Source organism: Microbacterium testaceum, assembly GCF_029761935.1.
Classification (GTDB): Bacteria; Actinomycetota; Actinomycetes; order Actinomycetales; family Microbacteriaceae; genus Microbacterium; species Microbacterium testaceum_A.
In genome coordinates this window covers 1586656-1599207 of the sequence record NZ_CP121699.1, presented here as the reverse complement: position 1 = coordinate 1599207, position 12552 = coordinate 1586656, and the positions used below count along the sequence as shown (strand labels likewise).

Below are 12552 nucleotides of genomic sequence, written 5' to 3'. Positions count from 1 at the left end.
TGCGCGCGATCGAAGCGATAGGGTGGCCGAGCCCGTTGCAGGAGGAGCCGATGACCGAAACCGCCGAGCGGCCCCTCGCTCGGACGCAGGGGCTCCGAAGCGCACCACCCGCCCTCGCGGCGACGATCGGCGGTTCGGCCGCTTTCGTCAGCGCTGCGCTCATCTGGTTATGCCGCCTCTGGGAGCCCGGTGTGCAGTATGTGAGTCAGCTCGGTGCGACGGCGATGCCCACCGCGCCCTTGTTCAACACGGCGCTGCTTCTGCTCGCGATCGCCACGGTCCTGCTCGATAGATCGCTCGCCGGGCGGGGCGAAGGTTACGGTGCCGGGTGGCCCGTCGCCACGACCCTGCTCGTGTGCGGGTTGTGCTTCGCCGTGGCATCCGTCGTCACCTGCTCGCCCGGATGCCCCATTCCATTCACCGAGGGCGCCCTCCCCCAAGACCTGATCCACATCTCCTTCGCCGTCCTCGGGTTCCTGTCGGCGATCGTCGCCATGGGACAGGTTGCCGCGGGGCCTCGGCGTCCCTGGATGCGCGCGGCCTCCGTCTTCACGCTCGTCGCGGTCGGTGCCACATCGCTGACCGGCGCGATGATCGCTCTTTCCCGTGGTAACACGGTGCTCGGCGGCAACCTGGAGTTCGCCGCGGCGACGCTCGCCATCGCGTGGTTCGGGGTCTGGGGCCTGCAGGTCGCCTCTGATATTCGGCGAAGCCACCCGGATGCGTTCGGCGTGCGCGCGTGAGTACTCCCGGAGATACGTTCCGGCGACTGCGCCGCATCGCGGGGTGGCTTGCACCCCTGGCCGCGTTCGCCGTCATCCTCGCGGTTGTCCGGTCAGCGGGCGTGCCGCTGACGCTCCCCGGCATCCTGCTCGTGATCATCCTTCTCGGTGCGGCGCGCCTGATGATCGGACGAGCTCGCCGTCACCGGCGCGACCGCTCCGTCACACGTCCTCGGGGCTCTCGATGAGTCCCCACGCGTGGGCCGCTCGGATCGCACTCGACCGATCCGACGCCTCGAGCTTCCGGTAAAGACTCCGCAGCTGCGTCTTGACCGTGTTCGGAGAGACCGAGAGCTCGCGGGCGATGACGGCGATCGTCGCCGACGGCGTGAGGTGGTCCAACACCACCTTCTCGCGGGCGGTGAGTTGGGGCACGCTCGCCGATGACACGAAGTAAGACGCGCGCGCTTCGATGTGAGCGCGCGACGTGGACGACAGCGTCTTCGCGACCACCGCGCGGTCTTCTGGCGCCAACGCGCTCCAGGGGCTCCACAGATCGTGTCGGATACTCAGCGCTTCGGCGCGCTCCAGGGTGGGGCGGCGGGAGGCCGCCCCACGCAGGCGCACCTCGGCCACGATACTGACGACGAGGCTCTCGAGAGTCGTGCGTGGGGAGGGCTCGTGCTGGGAGCCCCACTTAACGCTCAGGACGAAGGCGTCGTGCGCTCGCCCGGCGTACAGCTGAGACAGCGCGATGGCGGGAGCGGTGAGGGGGGAGAGCATGAACGGGCCCTCGAACAGGGCGAGAGCGTCCCGTGCTCGCCGGAGGGCGATGAGCACTTTCGCTCGCGTCGTCAGGAGAAGCGTCGACTGGAAGTGCGATGGGGGTGTGCTGCGTATTGCCGTCGTCCACGTGCGCAGCACTTCGAGCGCGTCGGATGCGGCGCCCGACACGAGGAGCGTCAGGACGTGGGCCGACGCCGCGTAGGGCCACAGCTCGCGAGCCGCGGCGGTGGACGGCAGAGCGTCGAAGAGCGGGCGCGCCTCTTCCGCTTCGCCGGCCTCGAGGAGGACCCACGCGGACGCCAGTCGGAGGCCTTCACCCCAGGGAGACGCCACCCAGGTGTCCGAGCACTCCGCCTCGACGAGTGCTCGAGCGGTGCGCACGTCACCTTCGAGCAGAGCGATGACGGCGAGGGCGCCGCGCGCCCGCAGCCGCTGCGCAGGGAGCGCCGTCTGCTCGGCCCGTGACATGCACTCGCTCGCCGCGCGCAGCTGCCCCATGGCGAGGAAGGTCATCGCGACCTGATACCACCCCTCGGCCTTCGTCTCGAGTTTGAGATCTCGCGCGCGGCCGAGGGCGTCGGAAAGCATGTCCGACGCTTCGGAGGCGAGTGCGAATCGCCCCGCGGCGCGAAGAAGACTCACACGGATGATCAGGGCGTCGGGGCGGCCCGCTGTGACGCTCGAGACATCGGGCAGGCGGTTGAGAGCGGACGCCACGAGCGAGGGCGTCTCTGCTGACACGGCGGTCTCGGGGTCGAGCGAGAGCAGCGCCTCGACGACCACCGGAGCTGATGACGCGCTCGATCGGAGCCGCGCGAGGGCGCTCGAAAAGCCGTCGGCGCTGCGCGCCCAGACCTCGGACCCCGACCTGCGCAGGATCCCGGCCAGGGTCGTCCACTGTCGCGCGTCCGCGGCGAGCCGGGTCGCCAGCAGGGACTCGCCGTTCGACACGAGATGCTCGAGCAGCCGGAGCCGGGCTGCGGACACCCGGGAAGGCTGCTTCGCGGTGATCTCCTGGAACCACTGCTCGCGAATCGGCTCGGCCAACAGCGCGCGCGTCGTCCCGGGCCAGACCACACCCGCGCTCTGGAGCCGATCGAGAAGATCGGGGGTGGCCCCATTCTGCGAGTCGACGCCGAGGGCGCGGGCGAGGGGCTCGGTGACGTAGGGGGCGAGAGCCAGGAGGCGGAGATCGTCCGTGACCGGTGCGCCCAGTCGCGCCTCCATGTCGCGGGTGAGCGCGGCGCTCGCATAGGCGGCCGCCGTGGCGGCTTCGCCGCGCGTGTAGAGGGGGAGGCCCTCCAGGCGGAGCCGAGTGCTGGCCAGCTGGACGAGGGCGGGCCACCCGTGCGTGAGTGCGGCGAGCTCGTCGGTGGCGATGTCGGTCGACTCGACCCCGTTCACGGCGAGGACCGATGCGACCTCCTCTCGGGTCATGAGCAGGTCTCCTGAGGGGAGCGCCTGCACATCGAATTCCAGTGCGACGAGGGGATTCTCGAAACCCGTCGGCTGACGGGTGGCGACGACGAGTCGGAGGTTGCGGTCGGCGCGCAGCAGATCGAGCAGATGGTGGGTCGAAACCCCTCGTCCTTCGACGTGATTGTCCACGAGGAGGACATGGGAGGCGGGCCCGTCTGCGAATGCCTCCGCGACATGCGGGAGGGATTCCGGCGAGGTGAGGGCGCCGTCGATGAGCTGTACGCCATGCTCGGTGTCCGATGCAAGAGCGTCGGCGAATTGGCGCAGCAACGCGGTCTTTCCCACGCCGGTCGGCCCACGGAGCAGGACGACATCGGTGCGCAATGCCGCTTCGAGACGGCCCAGCGCCTGTGGACGCGGTGCCCAGAACCTGCTCGTGCGGCGGGCGGATCGAACGCCGATCACCATGTCATCCACACCGATCAACATCGGGACCTCCAGGAGCGAAAGGACTGCCGCCCTTCTGAGGTGGGGCTGCGGTCGACGCGGTGAACTCCCACCCCGTCGAGAAGATCCTGCGGGTTTTGCGCACGATGGTCGGACGAATCTCGCAAGTTTCATCCCCCGCGTCATCCCCGATTCACCCCCTCCGCATCACCCTCTCGGGCCGGTACGTCCTTCGCCTGGTCGCTCGCCGTTCTCGCGCCGAGAGCGGCGTCGCCTCGCCGTGCTCGGAAGGGGGGCGTTGGGTGAGCCCTTGTCGGCCGTCCGGGTGATGCCGCGGGTGAAATATTTGCCGTCTCTCGTGGTCCGCGTCCGATGCGCGGTGGCTTCCCGGCGCTCTGATCAGGGGAGTGGGCGGGCGCGGGGGCGTGGTGCCGCCCCGGCGCCCGCGCCCCATGGGCTGTTGCGCCGCGCGGGGGCGATGACGCGGGAATGACCGGCTCGGGCTCCATTCCGGGGGCTTCGCTCTCTGCGCGGGGGCGGGGCGGCCGGGTGACGGCACGAAGACGGCCTAGCGCGTTCCACCTTCGGCCGCCCGTCCTTCGCCCGCCTCGATCCCTACCGCGGGGGTCGCGCCCGCCGGCCGGGCATGTATGCATGTTCATGTGAGCGTTGACTTCCGATCAAGCTGGTCTCATGAACGACGCGCCCGACCCCTGGACAGAGTTCGCCCGCGAGTTGGGCGTGCGCATGCTCCGCGCCCGCGCCGAGAAGCAGATGTCTCAGGAGCAGGTCGCCCACGAAGCGGGGCTCGCGACCTTCACCTATCGGAAGCTCGAGAAGGGGGAGTCCAATCCCGGGACCGCCGCGAACCCGCGCCTGCGCACCTTGGTGGCCCTGTCGGATGTCCTCGGGATTGCTTTGCCCGACCTGATCCCCACCCCGCCGAAGGGGCTCCCGCCCGGACGGTGACGGCGGTGTCGGAGGTTCGCGATCTAATGCGTTCGTGCCCACCAGTGTTCGGTTCGCCGCCCCCGGCGACCCCGACGGAAAGGTGTCATGCATGACTCGGCAGTCTCGCGCCAAACGGACCTCCGGTGCCCCAAGGTGTGCCTTCCGCTGGTGCGTCACAGAGCACGGCTCGACCGCTCATCCCGACGACGAAGATCACCGCAGCGCAGGCGTCGGAGTCAGCGCGAGGGTGCGAGACGCGGTGGGGTTCGGCCCCGGCCTCCTCGCGGAGGTGGAGATCGGTCTGCTGCGACGGACCACCGATGCCGAGACGTGGGTGATCGTGGAGACCGGGATCGGGGCATCCGTTTCCCTCCCGGTCAGCGCGGTCCGCGAACTCGCGATCGGCCTCCAGGAGGAGGGGGAACTCGTCGCCCTCCTCGCTCCCGAACCCGAGACCCACTGATCTCCCGCGCAGGAGGGACAGCGCGCCGACGGCGGAGGCGTCGACGGGACCGTTCGTCGGTCCGCGACGAGTCAGCTGCGGCGTCCGAACGTCTTACGCACGATGCGGAGGAGGCCGAGGAAGCCGAACAGGCCGACGACGGCACCCAGGACGGCGAACAGGGTGATGGACCCGTCGAGAACGGGCCCGCCCCCCGCGATCACCAGGACGACGGCGATCACGACCGCGGCGATCGAGACCAGCGTGCTGGCGATCTCGCCTGTCGCCCGGCCGAGGATGCCGCTGACGTCCTCCCCATCGGAGCTGCGCAACGTGATCCCGATGGACCCCTTCTCGACACCCGTGAGCAGGGCGTCGAGGCGACGGGGGATCTGTTCGAGGCGAGCGAAGGCGATGACCGTTTGCGCCTGGAGGTCGGTGGCCATGCGCTTGACAGACACCGTCCGACGAAGGAGGCTCGGCATGAGCGGGAGCGCTCGACCGACCATGTCGAAGTCATCGACGATGACGCGCAGGCACCCTTCGAGAGTGGCGAAGCTCCGGAAGGCCGAGGCGAGTTCGCCGGGCAGAGCGATGTGGTGCTGGCGGATCACGTCGACCATTCGCGTGAAGATCGATCCGTGCCCGCTGGTGCGCAGGTGCTCGGTGGTGAGGACCACTCCCACGTCGTGTCGGAAGGCGTCGAGGTCGGCGTCGTCGGGGGCGTCGACGATGAGGAGCAGGGCGTCCGTCGCCGCGACATCGTTCTCGCTGAGGGCGGCGAGGAGGAAAGCCGTCATGTGCTGACGTCGACTGCGCTCGATGACGCCGACGGCGCCGAAGTCGATGAGCCCCAGGGTCCCGTCGCTCTTCAGCAGCACGTTGCCGGGATGGAGGTCCGCGTGGAAGACCCCGTACACGAGGATCTGCTCGAGGACGGTCGCCATCAGTGTCTCGGCGAGGCGATCGCGCTGCGGTGGATCGAGGTCGGCGATCAGCGGCGCCGCGTCGCTCAAGGCCGTTCCGTCGACGAGACCCATCGTGAGCACGCGTTGGCCGGACGCGTCGGAGAAGATGCGCGGAACGCTCACGAGCCCGCGGCGTCCGGGTTCGGCGCGATCGATCAATTCGAGGGTCGAGCCGATCATCTGCGTGTTGCGGGCCTCGATGCGGTAGTCGAGTTCTTCGAGGAGGGTGGTGGTGAAGCCGCGGGCGACCGATTCGATGCGGAGATCGCGTCCGACGCGTGTGCGCGCCTCGGCCCGGTGCGCGAGGCGGCCGATGATGTCGGCATCCGCCTCCACCTGCGCCCGCGCGGCGGGCCGCTGGACCTTGATGACGACGTGGGTGCCGTCGAGCAGCCGCGCGCGGTGTACCTGTGCGACGGAGGCGGCGGCGAGGGGGACCGGATCGACCGCGGCGTAGACCGCATCGATCGGCTGGCCGAGGTCGCTCTCGATGACCGCGCGCACCGTTTCCCAGGGAAGCGTCGTCGCGCTCGTCTGCAGGGAGGCGAGGGCGCTCAGATACGGCTCGGGGACGAGGTCGCGACGGGTCGAGAGCACCTGGCCGAGCTTGACGAAACTCACCCCGGCATCGTTGATCGTCGCCACGATGGCTCGCGCCCGTTCCTCCGAGGTGCTCAGTTGCTCCTCGACGCGCGCGCGGCCGCCGTGGAAGAGCCACCCGACCCCGTGCCGAGAGGCGATCGCGAGGATCTCCAGGTAGCGCCGGGTCCGTTTGCGCTGGCGGAGCGCTGCGCGCACGACGTCGATCGGATTCGGGAGGGGGCGCGTCGGGAAGATCGCCTCGCTCGCCACGAGGGCGGCGACGCCGAGGGCGAAGACCCATGCCAGCGAGAGCGCGATCAGGCCCGCCCAGATCCAGCCGTCCTCCGCAGGAATGGATGCCGAGGAATCGGGGAACCCGGTCTGTCGCAGCGTCCATCCGGCCGAGGGTACTCCGAGGAGGAAGACCAGCAGGCCGACGACGATACTGCGGGGCCAGCCCACCGCGGTGCCGAGGACTCGACGCGCGACGAACCCGACGAGGAGCGCCGAGACGACGGCGGTGATCGAGATGAGGAGGCTGGCCATCACGTGGTCAGCGTAGCCGGGCGAAGCTCAGGCGATCCGGGCGAGCCCGCAGCGGTGGCAGGCCCACCAGGCTGCAGAGCCTCGCTGGACGGGTTCGGTCACGCCCCCGCAGGACGCGCAAGCGGGGGCGAAGCCCGCGATCTCGTCGTCGCCGTCGACCTGAAGCACGGGTCGGTCGCCAGGAGCCAAGATGGACATGAGGCATTTTTACATGCGCATGTTCGGGTAACGGTACTATCCACAGGCCGCTGCTCAGAAGATCCCCGACACCTGCTCCCACAGGATCGCGACGACCGGTCCGATCTCGCCGACGCGCTGGGCCGACCCGACCACGACGGCGACGAGCGGAAAGGCCGTCACGGCCAGCGCCACGAGAACGCTTATGACCGCCAGCGTCCATGCGGCGGGTGCCCGGCGCCGCGTGATCGCGAGGGCGAGAAGCCCCGCGATCACGACGGCACCGACGACGGTGATCGCGAGGACGCTGAGGGCGGGGAAGGGCACGATACCGGCTGTGCTCGCCGTCGCCCCGCCGAGAAAGCCGACGAGTGGCAGGTACAGGGCCAGCGCGATGATCGCGACGGCGACGGCCCCGACCGCTCCCGCGATGACGCTGCGCCGCGATTGCAGCAGGGTCCCGCTCGAGGAGGAACGAAACATGGGGAGCCTCCGTTCGAGGGTCGGGCGGATCACTTCCGGAGGTCGTGAAACGTCTTCTTCGCGCGCTTCTCCGCAGCGGCGGCAGCCTTCCTCGCCGCCTTCTGGCGACGCTTGCGGGCGCGCGGGTCGTTCCACAGCCGGACGATCTGGTGGCCGACGGACTCCCGGTTCTTCACCTGGACGCGCGGGGTCCGGGTGCCGACCGCGTAGGCGATCAGGGCGACGGCGCCGATCACGATGAGCTTGTTGCGCATGGCATCCTCCTTGTCGTCGAGGATCTCGATGCACTCCGCAGGGAGGGGGCCCTCGGCGCGAGATCCGTCACCGAGGAGACGTGGCGAGCGGCTGATTCGTCACGCGCCGTGGAGGAAAGGTCGACGGCGCCGACGTCTGTCATCGCGCGCGCGGGGCGCGACGCCCTTCGGAGCAGACGCGTTCACGTTGAGGCGGACCGTGTCCGGGTCAGGGGCGCCCCATGCCGTGATAGGTCCAGCCGGCTGCGCGCCACGCCGCCGGGTCGAGGCAGTTGCGTCCGTCGATCACGACGCGGCCTCGCGCGAGCGAGGCGGCGTGCTCCGGGCTCAGCTCGCGTCGGTACTCGTCCCACTCCGTCACCACGATGACCGCGTCCGCGTCGCGGAGGGTTGCGTCCAGGTTGGTGTCGTAGGTGAGCTGCGGGTGCACCCGTCGCGCGTTCTCGATCGCCGCGGGGTCGGTCAGGGTGATCTGAGCGCCCAGACCATGCAGTCGGACGGCCACATCGAGCGCGGGGGAGTCGCGGATGTCGTCGCTGTGCGGCTTGAATGCCGCTCCCAGCACGGCGATCTTCTTCTCGAAGACGGATCCGTCCAGCGCGCTCACGACGAGTTCGACAGCGCGGTCGCGGCGGCGGAGGTTGATGGCATCCACTTCTCGGAGGAAGGCGACGGACTCGCCGCGGCCCAGTTCTTCCGCCCGAGCGGAGAAGGCTCGAATGTCCTTCGGGAGGCACCCTCCGCCGAACCCGATGCCGGCTCCGAGGAAGCGGCGTCCGATGCGGGCGTCGTGGCCGATGGCGTCGGCGAGCGTGGTCACGTCGGCCCCTGTCACTTCGGCGATCTCGGCCATCGCGTTGATGAAGCTGATCTTCGTGGCGAGGAAGGCATTCGCCGCGACCTTGACCAGCTCCGCCGTGGCGTAGTCGGTCACGATGAAGGGCGTTCCCTTCGTGATCGAGGGATGGTACACCTCGCACAGGACCTGCGCGGTACGCTCTCCCTCCGCGGTCGGAGAGCCGTCGAGCGAGGGAACGCCGGCGACGAGTCGATCGGGGTCGATGGTGTCCTGCACCGCCCAGCCCTCGCGCAGGAACTCCGGGTTCCAGACGAGGACCGCGCCGCGCTCGGACACCCGGGGTGCCAGACGGGCGGCGGTACCGACCGGGACGGTCGACTTGCCCGCGACGACGTCGCCGGGAGCGAGGAAGGGGAGCAGCGCGTCGACCGCCGCATCGACGTAGGTCAGATCCGCAGCGTGGCCGCCCGCCTGCTGGGGGGTGCCGACGCCGATGAAGTGCACCGCGGCACCTCGAGCCGCCGACATGTCCGTCGTGAACGAGAGCCGTCCCGAGGCGATTCCCTCGGTGAGGATCTGCTGAAGGCCCGGCTCGAAAAACGGCGCCTCTCCTCGCGAGAGCGTCGCGATCTTGCGCTCGTCGACGTCGATGCCCACCACGTCGTGGCCGATGGAGGCCATCGCCGCCGCGTGAACAGCTCCCAAATACCCGCAACCCACGACAGACAGACGCACGATTACAGCCTTTCAGATATCCGCGGCGAGAACCGACGGCGACGGTCCGAAGACCGGAACGGGGTGGTGGCGACCGTCACGCCGCGGTCTCGCCGGGAGCGAGGGCCGCGCGGGCGGTCTTGCCGAGGATGACGAAATCGCCCAGGAGGGTCCAGTTTTCCACGTATGACAGGTCGAGTCGTACGGACTCCTCCCAGGACAGCGAGGACCGCCCGCTGACCTGCCAGAGACCGGTGATGCCGGGCTTGGCGAGGAATCGCCGGTGCACGTGGTCGGCGTAGACGGCTACTTCCGAGGGCAACGGAGGGCGCGGTCCGACCAGAGACATCGAGCCCCCCACCACGTTGAACAGCTGAGGGAGCTCGTCGAGGCTGAACTTGCGCATCACCCGACCGATGGGGGTGACCCGCGGGTCGTTCTTCATCTTGAACAGCACTTCGTTCCCGGAATCCCGCTGCTGCGCGATCAGCTGCGCGCGCAACTCCTCGGCGTTGACCACCATCGAACGGAACTTGAACATGGTGAACTCGCGGCCGCGGAAGCCGACGCGGGTCTGGCGGAACAGGACCGGCCCCTCGCTCGACAGTCGCACGGCGACGGCCAGGAACAGCAGCAGGGGGCTGAGCAACACCACCCCGAGGCTCGCCGCGGCGAGGTCGACGGATCTCTTCAGGAAGCTCTGTCCCCTCGAGAACTTCGGGGTCTCGACGTGGATGAGGGGGAGGCCGGCGACGGGCCTGGTGTGCAGTCGTGGCCCGGCGATGTCGACGATGCTCGGGGCGAGGACGAGGTGCTGGCGACCCGCTTCCAGGCTCCACGAGATCTCTTTGACCTTCTCCGCGGGCAGCTCGTCGGCACTGGTGATGGCGACCGTGTCGGCGCCGGTCGCGGCCAGGGCCCGCGACACGTCGCCGACGTGACCCATGATCGGAATCTCGGTGCCCGGGATGGTGTCGGCCGTCTTGGCGTGGGGCACGCAGGCGCCGACGACGCGGTAGCCGGCGCTGGGCGTTCGGGCGAATTCGCGCGCGAGCTGCGTCACCGAGGGGAGCGAACCGACGAGGAGGACGTGCGCGGAGTACCGACCGCGGGACCGCTGCACGACGAGCCACTGCCTCCACATCCATCGCGTGAAGCAGAGGACCAGGATGCCGGACGGCAGGCTGACCAGCAGGTAGCCGCGGGCCACGTCGATCTGGGTCAGGAAGGCGATGATCGCCACGGCACCGAACAGGCGGAAGCTGGCGTCGGCGATGCGCACGTACTCGGCCGAGCCGGTGCCGATGACCCGGTCGCTGCGGGACTCGACGAAGGCGAGCGCCCACATCCAGGTCACGATGAGGATGGCGGAGAAGGCCCAATACGAGAGATCGCTGATGCGGCTGTCGCTGCCCGCGGCGAGTTGCGCATTCCCGAGGCCGAACCAGAGCAGCTGGGTGCCGTAGACAACCCAGACGAGCGCGGCGAAGTCGGTGAGGACCAGATTGCGCCGGTACCGACCGCGCCAGCGGTCTTTCACGTGCGACGGAGGAGGTGCCGTCACCGGTATCACCCCGGCGGAGACCTCGGTCGGTACGGTCCGGGATGCCGGGGCGGTGGCACCGACCGGATCCGCATCTGCGGAGGACGCGCCGGGGCGCAGGTCGGACATCGCCATGCCTCTTCCTCCCCCCATCCCACGCGTGCGTGGGAGCCCTCCCGCGAACAGTAACAGGCGAAATTCACCCGTCAAGTCACCCTGCATCTCTTGTCATACGGAGGAAACCTGAACGATAGGCGTGTGCAATTCACCTGGCGGATGAAGTGTTGGTCCGGTATGGACGTTCCTCTACACTCGGGCGCGGATCAGCCGAACTCGGCTGTCTCGAGATCGTGCCGCACGGTGGGGTCGTCACACCCCGTCCGAAAGGTTCCGATGCCACGCGCCTCGTCGTCGATTTCTCGCCCCCGTCGGGTGCAGGCCGGGCTCGTCGTCGCGATCGCGATCGCCGCCGTGGTGGTCTTGGCGGTCGGCGGCGTCTTCGCCTTCGCACTGTTCCGTCCGGAGCCCGCGTCGACGCCGACGCCGACCCCCTCCGCGGCGGCAACGACGGCCACGCCGTCCGCGTCGGCCTCACCGACCGCGACGATCCCGCCGCCGCCCCCGCCCGTCCCGTCGTCGCCCGCCGCGCAGGGATGCGAGGGGGCGTCGACCCTGATGACCATCTGGGCGCACCCCGACGACGACATCATCTTCGCCAACCCGACCATCTCGGACGCCATCGCCGCCGGTCGGTGCGTGCGGACGGTGTTCGTGACCGCGGGCGACGCCGGTAAGGGCCTGGACTACGTGGCGGCGCGGGAGCTCGGCATCCTGCGCGCGTACAACGCCATGCGCGGCAAGGACGGCGAGTGGGATGCCGCCGAGATCACGCTCGGCACGGGAATGCAGGTCCGGCGGCTCGTTCCGAAGGACGATCCGCGCCTGTCGGTTCTGTATCTCCGCCTCCCGGACGGGAACCTCACCGGCGAGGGATTCGACGCGACGGCGCACGCGACCTTGAGCAAGCTCTACGACGGAGCCGCGGGGACCCTCGCACCCGTCGGCGGGGGACCGGCCGTGACCCGCGATCAGCTCATCGCGTCCGTCCGGGAGCTGGTGTCGGCATTCCACCCGGAAGGGACGCTCACCCATATCCCGCGTGGCAGCGCCTTCGCCCCCGGGGACCACCCGGATCACTCGGCGGTGGGAACCCTGATCCGCGACTCACTGACCTCCGACGCGGCGGTGGGGCCCGGCATCCGGTACTTCGTGGGGTACCCCTCCGAGAACCTGCCGGCGAATCTCGAGGGCGCGGTGCTCGACACCAAGGTCGACACCTACCGCATCTACACGCAGCAGGATCAGGTGGTCCGGTGCGCCGATCGCAGCGCGTGCCTGAAGACCCGGAAGTTCGGGCAGTGGCTGCAACGGTCCTATCCGAAGGCCGAAGCCGACCTGCAGATGGGGTGAATCGGTCCCGGTGCCCGAACTCAGGAGTCGGCGGCGAGCGATTCCTCGACGGCCGCGCGGGCCTCACGCTCGGCGATGATGTCGACGAAGTCCTTGACGGGAGCTTCGGCGTACTTGTCCACCGCGACGACGGCCTCTTCGTGAACCACCTCCGGCTCGGCGTCGGGGAAGCGCGCCTGGACGCGCTCCTCGACTCCGGCGACCGTCTCGTCCTTGTCGAAACCTTCGCTGCGCTTCGTCATGGTAGGG

General features: G+C 69.5%; 12 protein-coding genes. 5 read left to right on the top strand and 7 right to left on the bottom strand.

Translation table 11 applies throughout. From position 1 onward, the window contains the following. Positions 1–50 precede the first annotated feature (50 nt). Both QBE02_RS07775 and QBE02_RS07770 read left to right on the top strand, forming a co-directional pair. The gene (locus QBE02_RS07775; RefSeq protein WP_279367783.1) at positions 51–743 is read left to right on the top strand and encodes a DUF998 domain-containing protein; all 693 of its coding nucleotides are present in this window, start codon (positions 51–53) and stop codon (positions 741–743) included. Further along, the gene (locus QBE02_RS07770) at positions 740–970 is read left to right on the top strand and encodes a hypothetical protein (protein WP_279367782.1); all 231 of its coding nucleotides are present in this window, start codon (positions 740–742) and stop codon (positions 968–970) included. Before QBE02_RS07775 ends, QBE02_RS07770 begins: the two co-directional genes overlap by 4 nt. Here QBE02_RS07770 and QBE02_RS07765 read toward each other — a convergent pair. Then, positions 945–3395, bottom strand: coding sequence for a LuxR C-terminal-related transcriptional regulator (locus QBE02_RS07765; protein WP_279367870.1), 2451 nt, complete (start codon positions 3393–3395; stop codon positions 945–947). The two genes, QBE02_RS07770 and QBE02_RS07765, sit on opposite strands and share 26 nt — an antisense overlap. 672 nt (positions 3396–4067) lie before the next feature. On the opposite strand from QBE02_RS07765, the gene QBE02_RS07760 reads away from it, so the two are divergent. Both QBE02_RS07760 and QBE02_RS07755 read left to right on the top strand, forming a co-directional pair. Next, the gene (locus QBE02_RS07760) at positions 4068–4343 is read left to right on the top strand and encodes a helix-turn-helix domain-containing protein (RefSeq protein ID WP_056226374.1); all 276 of its coding nucleotides are present in this window, start codon (positions 4068–4070) and stop codon (positions 4341–4343) included. 241 nt (positions 4344–4584) lie between these two features. Next, positions 4585–4788 carry a hypothetical protein gene (locus QBE02_RS07755; protein ID WP_074696459.1) on the top strand — a complete coding sequence of 68 codons (204 nt, stop codon included), beginning with the start codon at positions 4585–4587 and terminating at the stop codon, positions 4786–4788. 71 nt (positions 4789–4859) lie between these two features. Here QBE02_RS07755 and QBE02_RS07750 read toward each other — a convergent pair whose 3' ends face one another. The 5 genes from QBE02_RS07750 to QBE02_RS07730 form a co-directional block, all read right to left on the bottom strand. Next, positions 4860–6863 (bottom strand): ABC1 kinase family protein, encoded by a 2004-nt coding sequence (locus tag QBE02_RS07750; RefSeq protein ID WP_279367869.1) that lies wholly within the window; start codon positions 6861–6863, stop codon positions 4860–4862. A gap of 252 nt (positions 6864–7115) precedes the next feature. Further along, entirely contained in the window at positions 7116–7523 is a 408-nt protein-coding gene (locus QBE02_RS07745) for an MFS transporter permease (RefSeq protein WP_279367781.1), read from the bottom strand. Positions 7524–7552: 29 nt separating this feature from the next. Further along, positions 7553–7777 (bottom strand): hypothetical protein, encoded by a 225-nt coding sequence (locus QBE02_RS07740; RefSeq protein WP_279367780.1) that lies wholly within the window; start codon positions 7775–7777, stop codon positions 7553–7555. Between the two features lie 208 nt (positions 7778–7985). Beyond that, positions 7986–9311 (bottom strand): UDP-glucose dehydrogenase family protein, encoded by a 1326-nt coding sequence (locus QBE02_RS07735; protein ID WP_279367779.1) that lies wholly within the window; start codon positions 9309–9311, stop codon positions 7986–7988. A gap of 76 nt (positions 9312–9387) precedes the next feature. Further along, positions 9388–10968 carry a sugar transferase gene (locus QBE02_RS07730; protein WP_279367778.1) on the bottom strand — a complete coding sequence of 527 codons (1581 nt, stop codon included), beginning with the start codon at positions 10966–10968 and terminating at the stop codon, positions 9388–9390. 258 nt (positions 10969–11226) lie between these two features. Between QBE02_RS07730 and QBE02_RS07725 the strand changes: the two genes are divergently transcribed. Next, complete coding sequence (locus tag QBE02_RS07725; RefSeq protein WP_279367777.1) at positions 11227–12303, top strand: PIG-L family deacetylase; 1077 nt, start codon at positions 11227–11229, stop codon at positions 12301–12303. Positions 12304–12323: 20 nt separating this feature from the next. On the opposite strand, the gene QBE02_RS07720 is transcribed toward QBE02_RS07725, so the two are convergent. Next, positions 12324–12545, bottom strand: coding sequence for a three-helix bundle dimerization domain-containing protein (locus tag QBE02_RS07720; RefSeq protein WP_279367776.1), 222 nt, complete (start codon positions 12543–12545; stop codon positions 12324–12326). Positions 12546–12552 lie beyond the last annotated feature (7 nt).

Coding starts and splice junctions, on each gene's coding strand:
- QBE02_RS07730 (WP_279367778.1), bottom strand. CDS start 10,968: ATGGCGATGTCCGACCTGCGCCCCGGCGCGTCCTCCGCAGATGCGGAT.
- QBE02_RS07750 (WP_279367869.1), bottom strand. CDS start 6,863: ATGGCCAGCCTCCTCATCTCGATCACCGCCGTCGTCTCGGCGCTCCTC.
- QBE02_RS07765 (WP_279367870.1), bottom strand. CDS start 3,395: ATGGTGATCGGCGTTCGATCCGCCCGCCGCACGAGCAGGTTCTGGGCA.
- QBE02_RS07720 (WP_279367776.1), bottom strand. CDS start 12,545: ATGACGAAGCGCAGCGAAGGTTTCGACAAGGACGAGACGGTCGCCGGA.
- QBE02_RS07775 (WP_279367783.1), top strand. CDS start 51: ATGACCGAAACCGCCGAGCGGCCCCTCGCTCGGACGCAGGGGCTCCGA.
- QBE02_RS07740 (WP_279367780.1), bottom strand. CDS start 7,777: ATGCGCAACAAGCTCATCGTGATCGGCGCCGTCGCCCTGATCGCCTAC.
- QBE02_RS07760 (WP_056226374.1), top strand. CDS start 4,068: ATGAACGACGCGCCCGACCCCTGGACAGAGTTCGCCCGCGAGTTGGGC.
- QBE02_RS07745 (WP_279367781.1), bottom strand. CDS start 7,523: ATGTTTCGTTCCTCCTCGAGCGGGACCCTGCTGCAATCGCGGCGCAGC.
- QBE02_RS07725 (WP_279367777.1), top strand. CDS start 11,227: ATGCCACGCGCCTCGTCGTCGATTTCTCGCCCCCGTCGGGTGCAGGCC.